19 protein-coding genes are annotated in these 17,945 nt (G+C 68.6%); 3 read left to right on the top strand and 16 right to left on the bottom strand.

Annotated features, from left to right (window positions below; all coding sequences use genetic code 11):
* Positions 1–31: 31 nt before the first annotated feature.
* The 4 genes from KXD97_RS11130 to KXD97_RS11115 form a co-directional block, all read right to left on the bottom strand.
* Entirely contained in the window at positions 32–907 is an 876-nt protein-coding gene (locus tag KXD97_RS11130) for a cyclopropane mycolic acid synthase family methyltransferase (RefSeq protein ID WP_260756817.1), read from the bottom strand.
* A gap of 171 nt (positions 908–1,078) precedes the next feature.
* Complete coding sequence (locus tag KXD97_RS11125; protein ID WP_260756814.1) at positions 1,079–1,933, bottom strand: 3-hydroxybutyryl-CoA dehydrogenase; 855 nt, start codon at positions 1,931–1,933, stop codon at positions 1,079–1,081.
* Between the two features lie 264 nt (positions 1,934–2,197).
* Entirely contained in the window at positions 2,198–3,484 is a 1,287-nt protein-coding gene (aceA, locus tag KXD97_RS11120) for an isocitrate lyase (protein WP_260756813.1), read from the bottom strand.
* 265 nt (positions 3,485–3,749) lie between these two features.
* Positions 3,750–4,526, bottom strand: a complete 777-nt coding sequence (locus KXD97_RS11115; RefSeq protein ID WP_396885379.1) for an acyl-[acyl-carrier-protein] thioesterase — start codon at positions 4,524–4,526, stop codon at positions 3,750–3,752.
* Between the two features lie 129 nt (positions 4,527–4,655).
* Between KXD97_RS11115 and ramB the strand changes: the two genes are divergently transcribed.
* From ramB to KXD97_RS11100, 3 genes are all read left to right on the top strand, one after another.
* Positions 4,656–6,095 carry an acetate metabolism transcriptional regulator RamB gene (ramB, locus tag KXD97_RS11110; RefSeq protein WP_260756811.1) on the top strand — a complete coding sequence of 480 codons (1,440 nt, stop codon included), beginning with the start codon at positions 4,656–4,658 and terminating at the stop codon, positions 6,093–6,095.
* Positions 6,092–6,634, top strand: coding sequence for a carboxymuconolactone decarboxylase family protein (locus KXD97_RS11105; protein ID WP_260756810.1), 543 nt, complete (start codon positions 6,092–6,094; stop codon positions 6,632–6,634). Before ramB ends, KXD97_RS11105 begins: the two co-directional genes overlap by 4 nt.
* Positions 6,635–6,698: 64 nt before the next feature.
* Complete coding sequence (locus tag KXD97_RS11100) at positions 6,699–7,739, top strand: alpha/beta fold hydrolase (protein ID WP_260756809.1); 1,041 nt, start codon at positions 6,699–6,701, stop codon at positions 7,737–7,739.
* Here the strand turns inward: KXD97_RS11100 and KXD97_RS11095 are convergent.
* The 12 genes from KXD97_RS11095 to KXD97_RS11040 all read right to left on the bottom strand — a co-directional run bounded on the left by KXD97_RS11095 (position 7,721) and on the right by KXD97_RS11040 (position 17,938).
* On the bottom strand, positions 7,721–8,725 hold the full coding sequence (locus KXD97_RS11095) for a diguanylate cyclase (RefSeq protein ID WP_260756808.1): 1,005 nt from the start codon (positions 8,723–8,725) through the stop codon (positions 7,721–7,723). The genes KXD97_RS11100 and KXD97_RS11095 overlap by 19 nt on opposite strands.
* Before the next feature lie 14 nt (positions 8,726–8,739).
* The gene (locus tag KXD97_RS11090) at positions 8,740–9,018 is read right to left on the bottom strand and encodes a hypothetical protein (protein ID WP_260756807.1); all 279 of its coding nucleotides are present in this window, start codon (positions 9,016–9,018) and stop codon (positions 8,740–8,742) included.
* Entirely contained in the window at positions 9,019–10,413 is a 1,395-nt protein-coding gene (gene lpdA / locus KXD97_RS11085) for a dihydrolipoyl dehydrogenase (protein WP_260756806.1), read from the bottom strand. It abuts the gene before it with no gap.
* Between the two features lie 5 nt (positions 10,414–10,418).
* Complete coding sequence (locus KXD97_RS11080) at positions 10,419–11,036, bottom strand: ABC transporter ATP-binding protein (RefSeq protein WP_260756803.1); 618 nt, start codon at positions 11,034–11,036, stop codon at positions 10,419–10,421.
* Complete coding sequence (locus KXD97_RS11075; protein ID WP_260757919.1) at positions 11,033–11,878, bottom strand: ATP-binding cassette domain-containing protein; 846 nt, start codon at positions 11,876–11,878, stop codon at positions 11,033–11,035. The genes KXD97_RS11080 and KXD97_RS11075 overlap by 4 nt, the downstream gene beginning before the upstream one ends.
* On the bottom strand, positions 11,872–12,672 hold the full coding sequence (locus KXD97_RS11070; RefSeq protein WP_260756802.1) for an ABC transporter permease: 801 nt from the start codon (positions 12,670–12,672) through the stop codon (positions 11,872–11,874). Before KXD97_RS11070 ends, KXD97_RS11075 begins: the two co-directional genes overlap by 7 nt.
* Entirely contained in the window at positions 12,669–13,727 is a 1,059-nt protein-coding gene (locus KXD97_RS11065; RefSeq protein ID WP_396885376.1) for an ABC transporter permease, read from the bottom strand. Before KXD97_RS11065 ends, KXD97_RS11070 begins: the two co-directional genes overlap by 4 nt.
* On the bottom strand, positions 13,724–15,298 hold the full coding sequence (locus tag KXD97_RS11060; RefSeq protein WP_396885012.1) for an ABC transporter substrate-binding protein: 1,575 nt from the start codon (positions 15,296–15,298) through the stop codon (positions 13,724–13,726). Before KXD97_RS11060 ends, KXD97_RS11065 begins: the two co-directional genes overlap by 4 nt.
* A gap of 57 nt (positions 15,299–15,355) precedes the next feature.
* Positions 15,356–15,745 carry a hypothetical protein gene (locus KXD97_RS11055; RefSeq protein ID WP_260756801.1) on the bottom strand — a complete coding sequence of 130 codons (390 nt, stop codon included), beginning with the start codon at positions 15,743–15,745 and terminating at the stop codon, positions 15,356–15,358.
* Positions 15,738–16,016, bottom strand: coding sequence for a putative holin (locus tag KXD97_RS11050; RefSeq protein WP_260756800.1), 279 nt, complete (start codon positions 16,014–16,016; stop codon positions 15,738–15,740). The genes KXD97_RS11055 and KXD97_RS11050 overlap by 8 nt, the downstream gene beginning before the upstream one ends.
* Positions 16,017–16,119: 103 nt before the next feature.
* Positions 16,120–16,611: a DUF779 domain-containing protein gene (locus KXD97_RS11045; RefSeq protein ID WP_396885010.1), complete on the bottom strand. Its 492-nt coding sequence runs from the start codon at positions 16,609–16,611 to the stop codon at positions 16,120–16,122.
* Positions 16,604–17,938, bottom strand: a complete 1,335-nt coding sequence (locus KXD97_RS11040; RefSeq protein ID WP_260756799.1) for a helix-turn-helix domain-containing protein — start codon at positions 17,936–17,938, stop codon at positions 16,604–16,606. Before KXD97_RS11040 ends, KXD97_RS11045 begins: the two co-directional genes overlap by 8 nt.
* Between the last annotated feature and the right edge of the window lie 7 nt (positions 17,939–17,945).

Here is a 17,945-nt window from a genome sequence, read left to right as displayed (position 1 = left end):
GACGTGGGCGCTGTCGGAGGTCGCCGGGGCCTCAGCCTTTGACGAGGGTGAACTGCCCGACGTTGGTGATGCCGCGGCGGAAGAAGTCGGCACAGCCCGTCAGATAGTGCATGTAGCGCTCGTAGACCTCCGGCGAGGTCAACCTGATGGCCTCCTGCTGATTGGCCTCCAGGTTGGCGGCCCACATGTCGAGCGTGCGCGCGTAATGCGGCCGCAGCAGATGGGTGCGCTCGAGCGTGAACCCGGACCCGGCGGCGAGCTTCTCGATGTCCTCGACCGCGGGCAACTGCCCACCCGGGAAGATCTCGGTGCCGATGAACCTCATGAACTTCAGGTCCGAGATCGTCAGCTTGATGCCGTTGTCGCGGAAGAACTTCTGCGTGTGCGCGAGGATGGTGTGCAGGAGCATGCGGCCGTCGGCGGGCAGGATGTCGTAGGCCCGCTCGAAGAACAGCGGATAGCGCTCGGCCTTGAACGCCTCGAACGCACCGATCGAGACGATGCGGTCGACGGGCTCGTCGAACTCTTCCCAGCCCTGCAGCCGAACCTCGGCGTTGCGGTCGGTGTCGAGACCGGCCATCAGCGCCCTGCTGTACTCGAACTGATTGCGGCTCAACGTGATACCGATGACGTTGACGTCGTATTTCTCGACGGCGCGGCGTAGCGCGCCGCCCCAGCCGCAACCGACGTCGAGCAGGGTCATTCCGGGCTCGAGGTTGAGCTTGCCCAGTGCGAGGTCGAACTTCGCGATCTGCGCCTCGTCGAGCGTCATGTCGTCGCGTTCGAAATACGAACACGTGTAGCCCATCGTCGGCCCGAGGAAGAGCGCGAAGAACTCGTTGGACACGTCGTAGATCGACTGCGATTCCTCGTAGTACGGCGACAGATCAGATACAGCGTTCGACATGCGGCAGGCAACCCCTTGCGGTTCGTCCGCCGGCCGAGAACGCAGCGGACACCCGGGCGGGCCGCATACGTGCCCTACCGCAGTGCCGGCTACCTTCTGAACCGGCGCGTCAATATTCCGCTACGCACCCTAACGAAGTCGCCGGCGGTACGCATATCGCGATTCGGTGGGTCAGTAGGTGTAGAAGCCCTTCCCCGACTTCTTGCCCAGTTGTCCGGCCTCGACCATGCGCTGCAGCAACGGCGGCGGGGCGAAGTTCGGGTCCTTGTACTCGTCGTACATCGAGTCCGCGATCAGCTTCATGGTGTCCAGGCCGATCAGGTCGGACAGCCGCAACGGCCCCATCGGGTGCGAGAGCCCGGCCACGACAGCGGTGTCGATGTCCTCGACGGTGGCGACCCCGGCCTCGGCCATCCGGATGGCCGACAGCAGATAGGGCACCAGCAACGCGTTGACGATGAAGCCCGACCGGTCCCCGCAGCGCACCACCTTCTTGCCCAGCACCTCCCCGGCGAACCGCTCCACCCGCGCGATCGCCTCGTCGGAGGTCACCAGCGTGTTGACGAGCTCGACCAGCGGCAGCACCGGCACGGGGTTGAAGAAGTGCAGTCCCAGCACGCGGCTCGGGTTCTTGGTCGCGGCGGCGATCTTCATGATCGGGATGCTGGAGGTGTTCGACGCCAGCACCGCCTCCGGGTCGGTGACCACCTCGTCGAGCTGCGCGAAGACCTTGGCCTTGACGGCCTCGTCCTCGACGATCGCCTCGATGACCAGCTGGCGGTCGGCAAGGTCGGACAGGTCGGAGCTGAACGTCAGACGGGCGAGCGTGACCTCGAAGTCGTCGGCGGCCAGTTTGCCCTTGGCCCTGGCACGCTCCAGCGACGCGGTGATGCGGTCCCGGCCCGCGTTCGCGAGCTCTTCGCTGGGCTCGTAGACCACGACGTTCACGCCCGCCTTGGCCGCCACCTCGGCGATTCCCGAGCCCATCTGGCCGGCGCCGACCACACCTACGCGTTCGATGCTCATCTGTCCTTCGTCCTCCTAACGTGCGGGAAGTCCTCTGTTGGGGAAGTCCGCGGTTTCCCTGGCTCGCGGTGTCCCGCTTCTGTACGCGTACAGGTTATTTCGCGCCGACACGCGTCAGACCCCGCCCAAGATTCATGGGCGGGGTCTGCGCTGTCAAGCTCGCTGCGAACGCTTTTCGCGTACGCGTTCGTCGCGAGCGTGCACGTTATCTGCGTTTTGCACGGCGTGGCGCCTGCAGGCACGCACGCTCGCGAGCAAAGGGGCTTAGTGGAACTGGCCCTCTTCGGTCGAACCCGCCAGCGCGGTGGTCGAGCTGGTCGGGTCCACCGTGGTGGCGATGCGGTCGAAGTAGCCCGCGCCCACCTCACGCTGGTGCTTGGTGGCGGTGTAGCCGCGCTCCTCGGCCGCGAACTCGCGCTCCTGCAGGTCCACGTAGGCGCTCATCTGGTTGCGGGCGTAGCCGTAGGCCAGATCGAACATCGAGTAGTTGAGCGCGTGGAAGCCGGCCAGCGTGATGAACTGGAACTTGAAGCCCATCGCGCCGAGCTCCTTCTGGAACTTCGCGATCGTGGCGTCGTCGAGGTGCTTGCGCCAGTTGAACGACGGCGAGCAGTTGTAGGCCAGCATCTGGTCCGGGAACTCGCTCTTGACGCCCTCGGCGAACTTCTTGGCCAGCTCCAGGTCCGGGGTGCCGGTCTCCATCCAGATCAGGTCGGAGTACGGCGCGTAGGCCTTGGCGCGGGCGATGCAGGGCTCCAGGCCGTTCTTGACCCGGTAGAAGCCCTCGGCGGTGCGCTCACCGGTGATGAACGGCTTGTCGCGCTCGTCGACGTCGGAGGTGATCAGCGTCGCGGCCTCGGCGTCGGTACGGGCGATGACGACGGTGGGAACGCCGGCCACGTCAGCGGCGAGCCGGGCCGAGGTCAGGGTGCGGATGTGCTGCTGGGTCGGGATCAGCACCTTGCCACCGAGGTGGCCGCACTTTTTCTCCGAGGCCAGCTGGTCCTCCCAGTGCGATCCGGCGACACCGGCGGCGATCATCGCCTTCTGCAGCTCGTAGACGTTCAGCGCGCCACCGAAGCCGGCCTCACCGTCGGCCACGATCGGGGCCAGCCAGTTCTCCACCGAGGTGTCACCCTCGACCTTGGCGATCTCGTCGGCACGCAGCAGCGCGTTGTTGATGCGGCGCACCACCTGCGGCACCGAGTTGGCCGGGTAGAGGCTCTGGTCGGGGTAGGTGTGGCCGGACAGGTTGGCATCGCCGGCGACCTGCCACCCGGACAGGTAGATGGCCTTGAGGCCGGCGCGCACCTGCTGGACGGCCATGTTGCCGGTCAGCGCGCCGAGCGCGTTGACGAAGTCCATGTTGTGCAACTGCTCCCACAGCACCTCGGCGCCGCGGCGGGCCAGGGTGTGCTCCTCGACGACGTGGCCCTGCAGGGCGACGACGTCGGCCGGGGTGTAGGTGCGGGTGACGCCCTTCCAGCGGGGGTTGTGGTCCCAGTCGTGCTGAATCTGCTCGGGCGACTTCGGCGTGCCAACAGTCGACATCGGCTGCTCCTTCGGTTGTTGCAAATTGCAAAGGCTCTGTGAACCTCGGCGCCTTGTTAACGCTCCAGCATTTCGCTGGCTTGCTAATCCGAGGATGCCCGAAGCTGTTATCGCAGGTCCACCCGTTTCCCCTGCGAATTTCCGCCAAGCAATTCTGCCAAGTTGCAAATCTTGCGAAGACGGAACGACCTGAACCGGTTCAGAAGCTACCGACCAGTAGCGAATTCGCGCAGGTCAGTACGCCCGTACTGTTTGGCAACGACGATCAGACCGGAAAGATCGCCGCGACGGCCTTGGTCTCCTCGCCCACGGCGAATGTGAGCGTTGTAACAGTCCGATCGGCCAGTTCCTCGCCGAATTTGTCGGTGGAACCCGCCGGGTGGACGTGCCGGATGATCTCCAGCTTGTCGCCCAGCGCCACCGGCAGGTCGTGCTCGATCGTGACCCGCAGCGGCGACTTCATCAGCTCCGGCTGCGAGTAAAGGTAATCCTCCACGACGCTCCAGTACACGGAGTTGTTCATGTGGTCGAAGATGTCGATGTCACTGACCCGGACCGGGTAATCCCGGATGTGCTCGGCGTCGTCCCGGCTGCCCGGCTTCAGATACGGCTTCCAGCGCAGACGGCTCTCGCCGGTGGTGCGCCGCAGGCCTTCGATGAAGTCGTCGGAGATGCGCGCCGGGCCCTGGGTCTCCCGGTTGATGTTGATCCAGAACGCCTCGGATTCCACGAGTCCGCCCTTGCGGCCCTCGATGCGCACCCGCATCTCGCACCACCGGTTCGACGTGCCCGAACACCAGCGCCGCAGCCGCAACATGTCCTTGAACACGATCGGCTCGATCATGTCGATCATCGTGCGGCGCACGATCCACAGCGGATGGGTCTCCTCGTAGCCCATCTCACGCAGCTGATCGGTGCCGACGTCCTGGATGTGTCGGGTGGCCGCGTCGAATTTGAGCCGGCCCTCACGGTCCGCGTCGGCGACCCGCAGCGGCCACTGGACGTCGAAGACATCCGGGTGCGGATCGGGGACGGGCATCATTGTCTTGGCCAGGCCGGTAGCCCCCGGGGTGGTACTCACGAAGGTCGATACTGCCACACCGACCTCCGCTGCCAACGCTGCGAATTATCACTTAGCAGCCATGCTAGGTCCCGGCTAGGCTGACCTACCGTGGCCAAGACGTTCGTCGGCGCTCGCGTCCGGCAACTCCGCAGCGAACGCGGGTTCAGCCAGGCCGGGCTCGCCCAGATGCTGGAGATCTCCCCGAGCTACCTGAACCAGATCGAGCACGACGTGCGGCCGTTGACCGTGCCGGTGTTGCTGCGCATCACCGAGGTCTTCGGGGTGGACGCGACGTTCTTCGCCTCCCAGGACGACACCCGCCTGATCGCCGAGCTGCGTGAGGTCCTGATGGATCGGGACCTCGACGTCGACGTCGATCCGGCTGAGGTCGCCGACATGGTCGGCGCCCACCCGGCGCTGGCGAGGGCGATGGTGAACCTGCACCGCCGCTACCAACTGACCACCACCCAGCTCGTGGCCGCGACCGAGGACCGGTTCAGCGCCGGAAGCGGCAGCGGCACAAGCTCGGGCTCCGGCTCCATCTCCATGCCCCACGAAGAGGTGCGCGACTACTTCTACCAACGCCAGAACTATCTGCACGAACTCGACACCGCCGCCGAGGAACTCACCGCCGACATGCGGGTGCACCGCGGCGATCTGGCCGGCGACCTGACCGACCGGCTGCGATTCGTCCACGGCGTCACCGTGATTCGTCGCATCGACCTTGGCGAGGGGGTGCTGCACCGCTACGACCCGACGACCAGGCGCCTGGAGGTCGGCGCGCACCTGTCGGCGGGTCAAACGGTGTTCCGGATGGCCGCCGAGCTCGCCTACCTGGAATGCGGTGGACTGATCGACAAGCTGGTCGACGAGGGCAAGTTCACCAGCGAGGAGTCGCGCAAGCTGGCACGGATGGGATTGGCGAACTACTTCGCCGCCGCCACGGTGCTGCCCTACGGCCAGTTCCACGAAGTGGCCGAGAAGTTCCGCTACGACATCGAGCGGCTCTCGGCCTACTACTCGGTCAGCTATGAGACCACCTGCCACCGGCTGTCCACGCTGCAGCGACCCTCGATGAGAGGTGTGCCGTTCTCGTTCGTCCGCGTCGACCGGGCCGGGAACATGTCGAAACGTCAGTCCGCCACCGGGTTTCACTTCTCCTCCAGCGGCGGTACCTGTCCGCTGTGGAACGTCTACGAGACGTTCGCCAACCCCGGCAAGATCTCGGTGCAGATCGCCGAGATGCCCGACGGACGCGCCTACCTATGGGTGGCGCGCACCGTGGAGCGGCGCGCGTCGCGCTATGGTCAGCCGGGTAAGACGTTCGCGATCGGCCTCGGCTGCGAACTGCGGCATGCGCAGCGGCTGGTCTATTCGGAGGGGCTGATGACAGGTGACCCCAATGTCCCTGCGACCCCGATCGGTGCCGGATGCCGGGTGTGCGAACGAGACAACTGTCCGCAGCGGGCGTTCCCCGCGCTCGGCCGCGCGCTCGACATCGACGAACACCGGTCGACCGTGTCCCCCTATCTGGTGAGGCAGCAATGAGTACACCCGCCCGTATCCCGCCCGGCGGGTTCAAGCAACTCGGTCCGCTGAACTGGGCCATCGCCAAGCTCGGCGCCCGCGGTATCCGCAGGCCGCGGTTCAGCCTGATGAACGTGCTGGGCCAGCACCGGCTGCTGTTCCTGACCTGGCTGCCGCTGTCGGGGCATCTGCTGTATGCGGGCAAGCTGTCCCGCCGCGACGCCGAGATCGTGATCCTGAGAGTCGGGCACCTGCGCGACAGCGAGTACGAGCTGCAGCAGCACCGCAGACTCGCCCGCAGCCGCGGTCTCGACGCCACCATGCAGGCGCGCATCTTCGCCGGTCCCGATGCCGAGGGACTGACCGACAGGGAACGCGTCCTGATCACCGCCACCGACGAGTTCGTCGTCACCCGTGGGGTCTCCACCGAGACGTGGCAGGCGCTCGCCACCCACTACACCAGGCCTCAGCTGATCGAATTCTGCCTGCTCGCAGCACAATACGACGGCCTCGCCGCGACCATCGCCACCCTGCAGGTTCCGCTGGACTTCCCCGATTAGACGGCTCAGCCGCCGCTTTGACATAGCCGGCCACGGCTGTAAACCCCACGGCTACCATGCGTCCATGCTGTCGAATCCGTGGCGCCACCCGCCCGGGGTGCCGCGCTGTGCGCCACCCCGCGCCGAGGGCGCCGTCTTCCTGCCCGACGGTCGCCGCCTCGGTTACGCGGAGTACGGCAACCCGTCGGGGCCGCTGGTGCTGTGGTTCCACGGCACGCCCGGCGGCCGCAGACAGCTGCCCATCGTCGGGCGACGCGCGGCCGAGAACCTCGGGCTGCGGGTGGTCCTCGTCGAGCGCGCCGGTTCCGGGCTCAGCGATCCGCACCGCTACCACCGCATCGGTGACTGGGCCGACGACATGGCCCATGTGGCCGACGTGCTGGGCGCCGACAAGGTCGGCGTCGTCGGACTGTCCGGCGGCGGTCCGTTCGCGCTGGCCTGCGCCGGCACGCCGGCACTGGCCGACCGCGTCGCGGCCGTCGCCGTCCTGGGCGGGGTGACCCCGTCGGTGGGTCCCGACGCCACCTGCAGCGGACCCATCGAGCTGGCGCGCAGGTTCGCCCCGGTGACCTCGGCGCTGCGACGCCCGTTCGCCAGGGTCACCGCGGGGCTGCTCACCCCGGTGATACCGCTGGCGCACCTGGCCTACCGCGGTCTGAGCGCGGCGATGCCCGACGGCGACAAGCAGGTGTTCGCCAACCCTGAGATCGAGGCGATGTTCATCGACGACATCGTGCACGCCGCCGCCGGCGGGTTCCAGGCGCTCCTCGACGACGCCCGGTTGTTCGGCCGGGACTGGGGCTTCCGGCTCGCCGATGTGAAGGTGCCGGTCCGCTGGTGGCACGGCGACGCCGACTCGATCATCTCGCTGGCCGATGCCCAGGCCGCCGCCGAGCACCTGCCTGCCGTCGAACTGCTGCTGATGCCCGACGAGAGTCACCTCGGAGGCTTCGCCAAGGCCGACGACGTGCTCGCGTTCCTGGCGCACCACCTGAGGACCGACGGGTCAGCGCGCCCCGTTGGTGACGATGACGCGGTCCCCGCCGCAGGCCTTGGCCTCGTACATGGCCGAATCGGCGGCGACGATCACGTCGACAAGGGCTGACTCGGACGGCCGGCACGATGCCACGCCGATGCTCGCCGTGATGGCCGGATGGGCCGGCGCCGACACCGCGGAACGGATCCGCTCTGCGACGTCTCGGCCTGAGGTGCCGGGATCCGGTCCACCACCAGGAACTCCTCGCCGCCCCACCGGACCACCACGGCATCGTCGCGCACACTCTCGCGGATCCGCCTCGCCGTGCGGATCAGCACGTCGTCGCCGACCGCGTGCCCCAGGGTGTCGTTGACCTCCTTGAAACCGTCGACGTCGATCAGCAATGCGCATAGTTGCGCATCACCACGCGCGGCCTCGTTGAGCCGCTTCATCGACACCTCCAACCCGCGGCGATTGGTCAGCTCGGTCAGCGGATCGGTGAACGACTGCTTCGAGCTGCCCTGCAGCAACCAGAACCCGAACTGCAGCGCAGGCAGGACGCATACCGTCACCAGCAACGCGATCACGGCCCGGGAGACGGCCACCTGCAGCCCGTACTCCCCACTGACCGACGCCAGCCACACCGCGATGCCCACGACCGAGACGATGCACCAGCCGATGTGGGCCAGATGCAGCCGAGGACCGTGGAAGAACACCACGTAGCCGCCCGCGCACAACAGGATGGTGATGCCCGACATCGCCAGGTTCGGGTCACCGAAAAGCAGCGCCGACAACGTCATGAGGACGTCGACGAACACCACCAGCCCGGCGGAGGCCCGTGCCGTCGGCCACGGCAGAAACGCCCAGCGCGCCGCCCAGCCCAGCGAACCGATGGCCACCACTGCCCAGCCGATCCGAAACACCGCATCGACCGCTCCCGGCGGCGCGAAGGCATTCACGACCGACAGCGCGCCCATCGTGACGCCGATACCGGCGATCACCCAGCGCAGTACCGACAGCAGTCCGCGGCTCCGCAGAAAATCGATCCGCCACTGGTAGTCATCGCTCTGACGCCACCACTGACGTAGCAAACTGCCGACCGACCCGTCCCGCACCGGACCATTGTGGCCTAGAGGTAGGTCACACCAAGCACAATCAGCGACAGCAACACCGGAGAAACCGGAAGACCCCACAGAAACGCGGCCCAGATCTCGGACCGCCGGTCCTTACGCCGCCATGCCCGCCGGGCCAGCAGCGCCGAGATCAGCCCGATGCCCAGCGACGCAGCAGCGACGACCAGCACCCAGGTGGGCACGTTCGACGACGAGATGGCCGCGGAGATCCCCGCCAGCCACAGGATGTGACCCAGGATCAATCCGCCGACACCGGCAACCCAGATGGCTCTCAATTAGAAGTTGATCATGTGGCCGACCAGACCGTGGAAGCACTCTTGCATCGCTTCCGACATCGTCGGGTGGGTGTGCACGTTGCGAGCGAGTTCGTTGGCGGTCAGGTCCCACTTCTGCGCCAGGGTCAGCTCGGGCAGAAGCTCGGAGACGTCGTGACCGATCAGGTGGCCGCCCAGCAGTTCGCCGTACTTCTTGTCCGCGACGAGCTTGACGAAGCCGGTCGGATCACCGAGGCCGTGGGCCTTGCCGTTGGCGGTGAACGGGAACTTCGCGACGACCACGTCGTAGCCCTCGTCCTTGGCCTGCTGCTCGGTCAGGCCGAAGGAAGCCACCTGAGGCTGGCAGAACGTCGCGCGCGGCAGCATGCGGTAGTCGCCCAGCGCCAGCGTGTCGGCGCCGGCGATGGTCTCGGCGGCGACCACACCCATCGCCTCCGCGACGTGGGCGAGCTGCAACTTGCCGGTGACATCGCCAATCGCATAGATATGCGGCACGTTGGTGCGCATGTAGTCGTCGATGCCGATGGCCTTGCGGTCGGTCAGCTCGACGCCGGCCTTGTCCAGGCCGAAGCCCTCGACATTCGGCGCGAAGCCGATGGCCTGCAGCACCTTGTCGGCCTTGAGCTCGTCGGACTTGTCGTTCTTGCTCACCTTGACGGTGACCTGGCCGCCCTCGTCCTCAATGGACTCGACCTTGGTGCCGGTCAGGATCTTCACGCCAAGCTTCTTGTACTGCTTCTCGATCTCTTTGGAGACCTCGGCGTCCTCGTTGGGCAGCGCGCGCGGCAGGAACTCGACGATCGTGACATCGACGCCGTAGTTCTTCAGCACGTAGGCGAACTCCATGCCGATGGCTCCGGCGCCGGCGATGATGATCGAGCCGGGCAGCTCGCGCGACATGATCTGGTTCTCGTAGGTGACCACGTTCTCCGACAGCGAGGTGCCGGGCACCAGGCGGGTGCTCGAGCCGGTCGCGATGATCGCGTTGTCGAACTCGACGCTCTCGGTGCCGCCCTCGTTCAGGTCGACCTCGATGCTGTTGGGTCCGGTGAACTTGCCGTACCCGTGGATCTCGGTGATCTTGTTCTTCTTCATCAGGAAGTGCACGCCGGCCACGCGGCCGTCGGCGACCTTGCGGCTGCGGTCGAACGCCGCGCCGTAGTCGAAGGTGGCCTCGCCGCTGATGCCGAAAGTCTTGGCTTCCTTGGTGAAGATGTGGGCCAGTTCGGCGTTGCGCAGCAGCGCCTTTGACGGGATGCACCCGACGTTGAGGCACACGCCGCCCCAGTACTTGGGTTCGATGATGGCGGTGCTCAGCCCGAGCTGGGCGGCACGAATGGCCGCGACGTACCCGCCGGGACCGGCTCCGAGAACAACGACGTCATAGTGGGTCACGGTTCTCACCCTAATGGGCGCGGCAAGGCGAGTGCGTGCGCCGCCAGGGCGTCGACCAACGCGGGGTCGTGGCTGACGAGCACAACCGCGGCGCCGTCGGCGGCGAACTCGCCCAGCAGCGACACCACCGACCCGGTGGCGATCGGGTCCAGCATCGCGGTCGGCTCGTCGCACAGCAGGAAGCGGGCTCGCTGGGTGAGGACCCGGCCGAGACAGGCCCGCTGCAGCTGGCCGTCGCTGACCTGGCCCGGGTAGCGGTCCAGCAGTTCAGGATCGAGTCCGACGCGGCGGGCCACCTCGTCGACGGCGGGCCGCTGTCCGCGGATCACGGCGGGTTCGGCGAGGACCCGGGCCAGCGTCCAGCGCGGGTTGCACACCAGACGGGGATGCTGGGCCAGCAGCGCGACCGACCCCTTCGCCGGTGCGGGCGCGCCGTCGTAGCGGACCTCGCCCGCGTCGGCGGGGTGCAGCCCGGCCAGTACCCGCAGAAGCGTCGTCTTACCGCTGCCCGAGGTGCCGGTGACACCGGTGACCGCCCCGGCCGGCGCGTCCAGGTCCACACCCTCGAACACCGGCGCGCCGCGGAAGGACACCGTGAGGCCGCGCGCCTCGATCCCGCTCACACCGGCACCGTCCCGAGCAGCGCTCGCAAATAGGGGTCGGGGTCGGCGAGCGCGTCGGCCAGCGGTTGCCGGGACCGCACGGTGCCGCGGGTCATCACCGCGACGTCGTCGCAAACCTCGGCGCGCAGCAGCGACGGCATGTCGTGGGTGACCACCAGCACCGCCGCGCCGTCGGCGGCCGCGGTGCCGAGCAGCCGCCAGACCAGTGCGGCATTCTCGGGGTCGAGCGCCGAGGTGGGTTCGTCGGCGAGCAGCAGTGCGGGACGGCCTGCCAGTGCCGCGGCGATCGCGACCCGCGCAGCCATGCCGCCGGACAGTTCGTGCGGGTACCGGTGCACCACCCCGGCCGGCAGCGCAACGGCCGCGCACAACTGCTCCGGGGTGCTGACGCCCATTTGCTCCTCGCGTCCGCGGACACCGATTTGCTCCTCGCGTCCGCGGTCGCCGATTTGCTCTTCGCGTCCGCTGACACCCAGCCGTGCGCTGATCTCGGCGAGCTGGGAACCGACGGTGCGCACCGGGGTGAACGACGTCGCCGCTGACTGGGGTACCACCCCGACATGCCGACCCCGCAACGCGCGCCAGGACCGTTCGTCGTCGGGACGCAGTTCGCGGTCGCCGATGTGCACGAGGCCGCGGGCCCGGGATCCCGGTGGCAGCAGACCGGACAGGGCAGCCACGACAAGTGACTTGCCGCAACCGGATTCACCGATCAGGGCCGTGACTTGTCCCGCCGGGACCTCCAGGTTCACGTCGTCGAGGACGTTGACGGTGTCCGGGCGGCGTCCGCGTCGCAGCGCGATATCCACCGTCAGACCGGCCAGCCGCGCGCCGGTCACCAGACCCGGCCCGCCGGTGCGCGGTGTCGCTCGCGCACGGATGCGCCTGCCGCGGCGAAGGTCAACGCGGACGCGATGAGTGCCACCGCCGGCACCGCCAAAGTCCACCACGCACCGGTGAGTACGGCGCCACGGGCTTCGCTGAGCAGTGTGCCGAGGCTGGCGCGGTCCGGCGACAACCCGACCCCGAGGAACGACAGCGTCGATTCGTGCCACACCGCGTGCGGCAGCAGCACGACCATCGCGACCAGTGCCTGCGCCAACACCGCCGGCACCAAGTGACTGCGCGCGACGAACCATCGCGAGGCGCCGGCCAGCCGGGAGGTCTGTACCCAACCCGCCTCGGCGACCGCGAGCAGTTCGGCACGCACCACCCGGGCCACAGCCGGCCAGTGCGTCAACGCGATCGAGGCGATGATCGCCAGCGGGGCGCCCCGCCACATCGCGGCGATGACGATCCCCACCACCAGGTGGGGCAGCGCGTTGACGCCGTCGACCAGTCGCATCACCACCGCGTCGAGCCACCCGCCGACCAGCGCCGCGCAGACACCGATGGCCAGCCCGAGGACGGTGGCCGCAACCGCGCACACCGCGGCGATCAGCAGGGACATCTGCAGGCCTTCGGCCGTTCTCGTCAGCAGGTCATAGCCCGAATGATCGGTGCCGGCAGGATGTTCGGCGCTCGGTGACTGCAACGCGGCGGAGAAGTCCGCCACCTGGTCGCCGGCGGCCAGCGGGATCCCCACCGCGACGACGACGATGACGCCCAGCACGATCCAGGGCGCGTCCCTCTTCATGCGGCCATCCTGATCCGCGGGTCGATCGCGACCGCAGCCGCATCCGAGAGAGCCGATCCCGCCAGCACCGCCACCGCGGCGGCAACCGTCAACGCAGCGAGCAGCGGAAAGTCCAGCGCTGCAGCAGAATCCACCAGCACAGCGGCCATGCCCGGCCAGCCGAAAACGGTCTCCACGATCGCCGCGCCCGCGATGAGCTCCGGAAGCCGGGTGCCCAACAACGCGAGGGTGGGAAGCACCGAGACGGGGGCGATATGCCCGCGCAGCAGCGCCCACCCGTGCACACCGCGTGACCGGGCGCCGCGCACCGCGTCGGAGTCGGCGCTCGCCGCCACCGCAGCACGGGTGGTCAACAGCAGCCACGGGATCATCGCCACCGTGAGTGCGACCCAGGGCAGGATGCCATGGCGCACAATGCCTTCCACCGTGTAGTCGGCGCCCGGTGCAGCAGCTCCGGCGGCCGGCAGCCAGCGCAGACCCACTGCCACGACCACCACGAGAGCCAGCGACACCACGAACGGCGGCACGGCCGCGAACGTCACCGAAACCCCGGTGACGGCTCGGTCGATCAACCCGCCGCGGCGCATGCCGGCCACGCAACCCAGCGCGAGAGCCACCGCCGTCGCGCTCAGCAGCGCTGCACCGGACAATGTGAGCGTGAACGGCAGACGCTCGGCCAACACGGTGGCCACCGGCTGGGACTGCGTCGACGACCACCCCAGCTCACCGCGGACCAGACCGCCGAGCCACTGCAACCAGGCCTGGTACCAGGGCTGGTCGGTGGCATAGGCCGCGCGCATGGCGTCGCGTTGAGCCTCGGTGGCGAACTGGTAGTTGCCGCCGAGGTAGGCGGCCAGCGGGTCGAACGGGGACAGGGACGCGACGGCGAAGATCGCCGCCGAGATGGTCAGCGTCAGCGGGACCGCGATCGCGGTTCGGACCGCGAGCAACCGGACGGCCGCACGCGACCGCCGGACGGGCCGTCCCGCCGGGTATTGTTCGGCGGCTTCGGAAACCGCTGCCGAGGTCAGCGCGTCCACGCCACGGCTACCTATCGCGTCCACGCGGCGATATTCCACCACGGACCCCAGGACACCCCGTGCGAGTGCGGCTCCATGATCGGCGCCGTCTGGTTCCAGCCCCGGTCCCGATAGGCGTAAGCGTGATCGAGGAAGACCAGAAACACCTGCGACGGCTGAGCCGCGTAGCTCGACTGAATGTCGCGATAGAGGCGGTCTTTCGCGGGGCCGGGGGCCGATCGGCTCGCCTCTTCGAGCATCCTGTCCAGGCCCGGTGCGGTGAAGTTGCCGGGGTTCGAGTACGGCGACGAGTCGGGCACCCGGGTGTGCAAGGTGTCGTAGACCTGAGCATCGATGCTGTACGGCGTCGCGCCACCGCCGAGCAGCACCGCCGAGTCACCGAAGCGGGTGTCGATCTCGTCCCAGCTGGTGCCGCGGGGTCTGACGTCGACCCCGAGCGGTTTCATCGCGGCCGCATACGCGACGGAGAGGTCGCGCCGCAAGGTGTCCTGCGCGTTGTACAGCAGTTCGAAAGATGCTCTCGCTCCGTCTTTTTCGCGGATCTGCCCCGCCCCGGGGCGCCAACCGGCTTCGTCGAGAACGGCTTTGGCGCCCTCGGGATCGAATGCGTATTGCGCGTCGGGGTTGTAGGCGTCGCCGTACGCCGGCGCCACCGGGGTACTCGCGGGACGCCCGTAGCCCACCAACACGTCACGCACCATCGCCGCGCGGTCGACACCGAGATTCATCGCGAACCGGGCGCGCACGTCCGCGGTGAACGGGTTCCCGGCGGGCAGGGCCACGCCGCGCCAGTCCGCGGACTGCACACCTACGGTCTGGATGTCGTCGCTGTCGATCGAAGCGATCAGCCGCGGCGGCAGGGTGGTGCCGTCCACCGCGCCTGCGACCATGCTCTGGGCGCGGGCGTTGTCGTTGGGGGTGTAGGTGTACACAAGCCGCTTCACCTGAGCCGGCCGACCCCAGTAGTCGTCGCGCGCGACCAACACCGCCTGGTCAGGCCGCAAGCTGTCCAGCCGGTATGGCCCCGTGCCGACGGGCGCGGTGTTGACCGCCCAGTCCGCGGCCGGCGTCTCCTCGACCTTCTCCGACGGCAGGATGCCGATCAGCAGGTAGGGCTTCGGGTCGGCGGCGGTGTCCATCTCGATGACGACGGCGCCCGAACCGTCGGCGGTGATCGACACGATGGGGGCCACCGACGTCGATATCTGGGATGCCACCTGCGGGTCGCGCACGGCGGCGTAGGTCGCGACGACGTCGGCCGCGTCGAACGCGCTGCCGTCGGAAAACGTCACGCCGGGGCGCAACGGTATGCGCCAACGGTTGGGGCCCGCGGGTTCGGGTTCCGCACCGGCCAGCGCCGGTGCCAACCCGGGGACCGTGCTGTCGGCGTCCGCACTGGGGCGGTAGAGCCCTTCGTAGATCGGTGAGACCCCGGACTCGGAGTAGCCGTTGACCGGGTTGTATCCGCCGAGCTCGTAGCTCTCGGCGAGCACGATCTGCTCGGCCTGCTGCTCGTCCGGTTCGCCGGCGCACGCCGTGACGACAAGCGTGCTCATGACACAGACCAGCGCCGGACGCAATTTCATGTGTCTATCTGAACACATGAACTACATGACGGCGCAACTACCCGGGTGGACGGTTGCCTATCTGGGGATCCAGCCGAACACGTACGCGCCGTACAGCAGCGCCGCACCTGCCGCCGCGGCCAGCGGCGCCGACATCATCGCGAGCGCCATCGCGGCGATGCCGGGCCGCTCCTGCACCATCGCGGTCAGCAGACTGCCGACGACGCAGGCCACCACGAACACCAACACCGCGAACACCGGCACATCCTTGGCCGGCGAGTGAAACCACCAGAAGTACAGTCCGGCGCCGGCCCCGGCGCCGACGAGCCACACGCCGGTGAGGACGAGCAGGAAGCGCCACCGGCTCATGTACTGCGCGGCCGGGGGGATCGCGACAGGCTGCGCGGGTGGCGGCGGGATGGCCCCCGTGTCCGCCGGGTCGTCGAGGGCGACCTGATGCTCAGCCACCGGAAGCCACCTGGATCGCGGTCAGCGCGCCGAACCAGCCCGGACCGATGGCCAGGATCATCGCGCCGAGGGCGGTGACCCACCGCTTGCCCGACAGCAGGATCACCGACATCCCGATGACGCTCGGCACGCCGATCACCACGCCGATGGCGATGTCGGGACGGATGGTCGCGGTGACCTCGACGGCGGCGACGAGCGCGGCCATCATGCCGAGAGCGACGCCGATGATCATCACTCCGGCCAATACCGATGCTCGGGGCAGCGGGATCACGATGTCGACGATAACGCCGCGGCGGGCCCGAACCCGGGCGGCGCGCCCGAACGCGGAAGCGCGTTCCTGGTCGCGACCCGGGCCGGTTTGACCGCCAGGAATGCTATTCCGCGACGGGGAGCGCGCAGGCGTCGACCGCTTCGGCGACGACGTGCGTGCCGCTCGTCGCGGGCCGTTCCCCGCGTTCGTAGGCGGCCCCGGTGACCGGTGGCGCGCCTTCCAGCGCCCGGTTCTCGTCGCCGGTGAACGCGCGGCCCCGCGACAGGAATCGCTTGCCCTCGGGGGATTCCAGGCTGAAGCCGCCGCCGCGCCCGGGCACCACGTCGATCACCAGCTGGGTGTGCTTCCACGCGTCGAACTGCGGACCCGAGATCCACACCGGCACCCCGTCCTCGCCGACATCGAGCACCGCCAACAGCACGTCGCGGTCGCCGACCAGGAACTCCCCGGCGGGATAGCACATCGGCGACGACCCGTCGCAGCACCCGCCCGACTGGTGGAACATCAACGCGCCGTGCCGCTGCTGCAGTGTGCGCAGCAGTTCGGCCGCGGCCTCGGTCACCAGTGCCCGCTTCGGGATCTCCACGTCAGCCATTCTCGCCCTTCGTCGTCGCGGTTGCGCCGGCCGTGCGCGCAGTGCGGATCGCCGGGGCCACTGACGGTGGCAGCAGCAGCCGACAGTCGGCCGGGTAGTGCACCTGCAGGTCGATCGAGCCGGCGAACCGGTACGGCTGCGCCGCGAGCAGTCCGGTGAACTGTTTGCGCAGCCGCGACATCTCCGCGCGCACGGTGACCACCCGGGACCGGTCGCCGTACAGGTCCTCGGCGAGCTGCGGCGCGCTTCGACCCTGCGGTGAAATAGCCAGTGCACAAAGGATTTCCGCGTGCCGCAGGGTCAAGTCGTGGCGCCAGCTGCCGAAGTGTCCGGTCATCATCAGCGACGGCGAGTCCGGATCGGTGAAGTCGAGGGTTACCTGTGACACCCGCGCGTCCGCGCCGTCGGGCTCGGCCAAGCGCACCAGCCACCCACCGGGGAGCGGTTCGACGGCGCACATTCCCAGCGCGGTCAGCCAGACCCGTCCCGGCTCCATCTGTTCGGGTAACAGGATCCGGTTGTGCAAGGGCATCGCGTCGACGGCGGCCACCCAGCCCTCGGTGTCGACGGCCAGCGCGGGACTGCCCATCCGCGCCAGGATCGGGGCGGCCACCGCCCGCAGCCGGTTGAGGGTGCGGTCGTGTTCCTGCCGCAGGTGCGATTCGGCCAGCCGGGCGACGGCGTCGACGAGCGCGACGGTGGTCGGATGCACGGTCGCCGCCGGGCCGGACACGTCCACCACGCCGATGACCTGGCCGGTGCGGGGATCCCGGATCGGCGCACCCGCGCACGTCCACGGGTGATGGCTGCGCAGGAAGTGCTCGGCGGAGAACACCTGCACGGCGCGTTGCGACACCAGCGCAGTGCCGATCGCGTTGGTGCCGACCGCGCCCTCACCCCAGTTCGCACCTTCGACGAAGCCGAGCCGGTCGGCGTTGCTGAGCACCGCCGGCGACCCGGAACGCCACAGCACCCGACCGTGGGCGTCGGCCACGACGAGGATGTTGTCCCCGTCGGCGACCAGCGACTCCAGCCCGTGAGAGATCTCGTCGAGCACCTCCATCAGCCCCGACGACCGGCGCAGCATCTCCAGCGCACCGGTTTCGACGACCGTCGGCGTGTGGTCATCGGGGGTCCGGTGGTGCATGCCGCTGGCCATCAGGCGCTGCCAGGAGTCGCCGATGACGTCCCGGGGCCGCGCCGGCGCCCGGTGGCCGGCCATCGTCGCGTCGTAGACGGCCGACATCAGCCGCGCGTAGTCGCGCGGGTCTTCCCCGACGGCCACCGCGGGTTCAGGCACGGGCGAGCTGCCGACATTGCTGGGCATCGGTACC

The sequence above is a fragment of the Mycobacterium sp. SMC-8 genome, assembly GCF_025263565.1.
Lineage (GTDB): Bacteria > Actinomycetota > Actinomycetes > Mycobacteriales > Mycobacteriaceae > Mycobacterium.
This window is presented reverse-complemented; position numbering and strand designations above follow the sequence as displayed.

Bases quoted from the DNA above. Each gene is read 5' to 3' on its own strand.
- KXD97_RS11130 (WP_260756817.1), bottom strand. From the start codon at position 907: ATGTCGAACGCTGTATCTGATCTGTCGCCGTACTACGAGGAATCGCAG.
- KXD97_RS11125 (WP_260756814.1), bottom strand. From the start codon at position 1,933: ATGAGCATCGAACGCGTAGGTGTGGTCGGCGCCGGCCAGATGGGCTCG.
- aceA (WP_260756813.1), bottom strand. From the start codon at position 3,484: ATGTCGACTGTTGGCACGCCGAAGTCGCCCGAGCAGATTCAGCACGAC.
- KXD97_RS11115 (WP_396885379.1), bottom strand. From the start codon at position 4,526: ATGATGCCCGTCCCCGATCCGCACCCGGATGTCTTCGACGTCCAGTGG.
- KXD97_RS11105 (WP_260756810.1), top strand. From the start codon at position 6,092: ATGAGTACACCCGCCCGTATCCCGCCCGGCGGGTTCAAGCAACTCGGT.
- KXD97_RS11100 (WP_260756809.1), top strand. From the start codon at position 6,699: ATGCTGTCGAATCCGTGGCGCCACCCGCCCGGGGTGCCGCGCTGTGCG.
- KXD97_RS11070 (WP_260756802.1), bottom strand. From the start codon at position 12,672: ATGAAGAGGGACGCGCCCTGGATCGTGCTGGGCGTCATCGTCGTCGTC.
- KXD97_RS11060 (WP_396885012.1), bottom strand. From the start codon at position 15,298: ATGAAATTGCGTCCGGCGCTGGTCTGTGTCATGAGCACGCTTGTCGTC.
- KXD97_RS11045 (WP_396885010.1), bottom strand. From the start codon at position 16,611: ATGGCTGACGTGGAGATCCCGAAGCGGGCACTGGTGACCGAGGCCGCG.
- KXD97_RS11040 (WP_260756799.1), bottom strand. From the start codon at position 17,938: ATGCCCAGCAATGTCGGCAGCTCGCCCGTGCCTGAACCCGCGGTGGCC.